Origin of the sequence: Enterovibrio qingdaonensis, from assembly GCF_028683135.1 — a bacterium.
Lineage (GTDB): Bacteria > Pseudomonadota > Gammaproteobacteria > Enterobacterales > Vibrionaceae > Enterovibrio > Enterovibrio qingdaonensis.
In genome coordinates this window covers 1-2,307 of sequence record NZ_JAJUBB010000050.1, presented here as the reverse complement: position 1 = coordinate 2,307, position 2,307 = coordinate 1, and the positions used below count along the sequence as shown (strand labels likewise).

The 2,307-nt window shown below is 47.0% G+C and carries 2 protein-coding genes; both read right to left on the bottom strand.

Annotated elements, in window-relative coordinates:
- Positions 1-39: 39 nt before the first annotated feature.
- A complete protein-coding gene (locus LRP49_RS25045) occupies positions 40-1,278 on the bottom strand; it encodes a NupC/NupG family nucleoside CNT transporter (RefSeq protein WP_274146385.1) in 1,239 nt (412 codons plus the stop codon).
- Between the two features lie 204 nt (positions 1,279-1,482).
- The gene (locus tag LRP49_RS25040; protein WP_274146383.1) at positions 1,483-2,250 is read right to left on the bottom strand and encodes a TatD family hydrolase; all 768 of its coding nucleotides are present in this window, start codon (positions 2,248-2,250) and stop codon (positions 1,483-1,485) included.
- Between the last annotated feature and the right edge of the window lie 57 nt (positions 2,251-2,307).

Sequence of the window (2,307 nt, the reverse complement as noted above, 5' to 3'; positions counted from 1 at the left end):
CTCACAAGGAGGCGGTTTTCTTTGATTCGTGACTGAGGCTTACATGGTTGCCAGTGTCAGGAAGAAACCAGCGATGGTTGCACTCATCAGGTTAGACAGTGTACCTGCTGCTACAGCTTTCATACCGAAGCGCGCGATGTCGTGACGACGAGTCGGTGCAATGCTACCCAGACCACCCAACAAGATTGCGATAGATGACAGGTTAGCAAAACCACACAGTGCGAACGAGATGATAGCTACAGTCTTATCAGACAGCTCACCAATCATTGGGGTGAAGTTCAGGTATGCAACGAATTCGTTTACAACCAGTTTTTGACCAATGAATGAACCTGCGATTTCTGCTTCGTTCCAAGGAACACCAATCAGGAATGCAAGCGGACGGAACAGTTGACCAAGAATCCACTCAAGCGTAAGACCGTCAATACCGAACCAACCACCGATGCCGCTCAACATACCGTTGATCAGCGCGATTAGACCGATGAATGCCAGCAACATCGCACCGATGTTCAGAGCCAGCATCATACCAGAAGATGCGCCGCCAGCTGCTGCGTCGATAACGTTTGCAGGCTTGTCTTCTTCTTCCTCAGAGTCTGCACCGAATTGCTCAATTGGCTCTTCAGTTTCAGGCTTGATGATTTTCGCGAACAGCAGACCACCTGGTGCAGCCATGAAAGATGCTGCGATAAGGTAAGACAGTGGAACACCCATTGCTGCGTAACCCGCCAGTACACCACCGGCTACAGATGCCAGACCACCACACATTACTGCGAACAGTTCTGATTGGGTCATTTTTGGTACGTAAGGACGAACAACCAGAGGTGCTTCAGTTTGGCCTACGAAGATGTTAGCAGTCGCTGACATTGATTCTGCGTGAGAAGTACCCAGTACTTTGCGCAGTGCGCCACCCAGAATTTTGATAACGAACTGCATGATACCCATGTAGTAAAGAACACTGATCAATGCAGAGAAGAATACAACGGTAGGCAGTACTTGGAACGCAAAGATAAAGCCAATACCGTCTACTGAGAAGTTCACTAGGCTACCAAACAGGAAGCCAATACCATCCTTACCGTAGTCAATGACGTTTTGTACGCCAGCTGACATTGCGTTCAGTAGGTCTTGACCCCACGGAACAAACAGGATGAAACCACCCAGGATAAACTGGATAGCAAACGCACCACCTACAGTACGTAGGTTGATAGCTTTGCGGTTGTCAGATAGCAGTACTGCAATACCCAGCAGTACAACCATCCCTACAATGCTCATGATCAGGCTCATAAAAGGGATTCCTAAAAAAAAGTCTTGGCGTCTCGACAAATTGGGAGTGTTAGTCCGGCGGCGATTATACTCATGTCCACGGCATCATAGGAATGCATGAATCACGCTTTCGATGAAAATTTCGGTGCAATTCACTCGAAAAGGTGATCTAGATCCATTTTTGTGACGCAAGTCTCCCGCAAACGTTTAGGCAAACGATGTCATCTACCTATTTAATGCAAAACATTTGAGTGCATTCTGTGATGTTGCTTGAATAATTACCTCAACATTGACCGCTCGAATTTCAGACAATGCCTGCGCAATGAGGGGTAATCTTTCCGGTAAATTTGCTTCGCCTTGGTAACCTGAAATGGGCATATCGGGTGCATCAGTCTCTAAAACTAGCGATGACAACGGCAATCGAGCGATGGCATTTCGTGTCTTATTTGCACGTTCATACGTAATGGTTCCCCCTACCCCAAGAAGAAAACCTCTTTTTATATAGTCCATCGCTTGTTGTTCGCTGCCACTAAACGCATGCAAAACACCTTTGACTGAGGGAAAGCGCGTCAACAGTTGAAGCATTTCATTATGTGCTTTTCGACAATGCAATATGACGGGGAGGTTGTATTTGTCGGCCAATGAAAGCTGCGCTTCCAAGATGGCGATTTGTTTCTCGGGGTCATGATCTGAAATAGCAAAGTCTAGTCCGCACTCTCCAACAGCCACACACTTCGCTGGCTTAGAAGACAAATACTGATCGAGCTTTTCGATATGCTCTTCGCTGTGTTCCGCGACCCACACAGGGTGAAGACCAACAGCAAAGTAAATGGCAGGAAAACGCGTCGCTAGCATTTCAATACGTGCCCAATTGCTCGTTGCAACCGCAGGGACAATGAGCCTTACCACCCCGGCTAATTCAGTTCGCTTTATCCATTCGTCCGTTTCAGTATTAAACGGCTCAAAATCAAAGTGGCAATGCGTGTCAATCATTGATGATTTCCTCAAGAACTCCGTTTAAAGGATACAAAAAAGCCGTCAATCAATGAC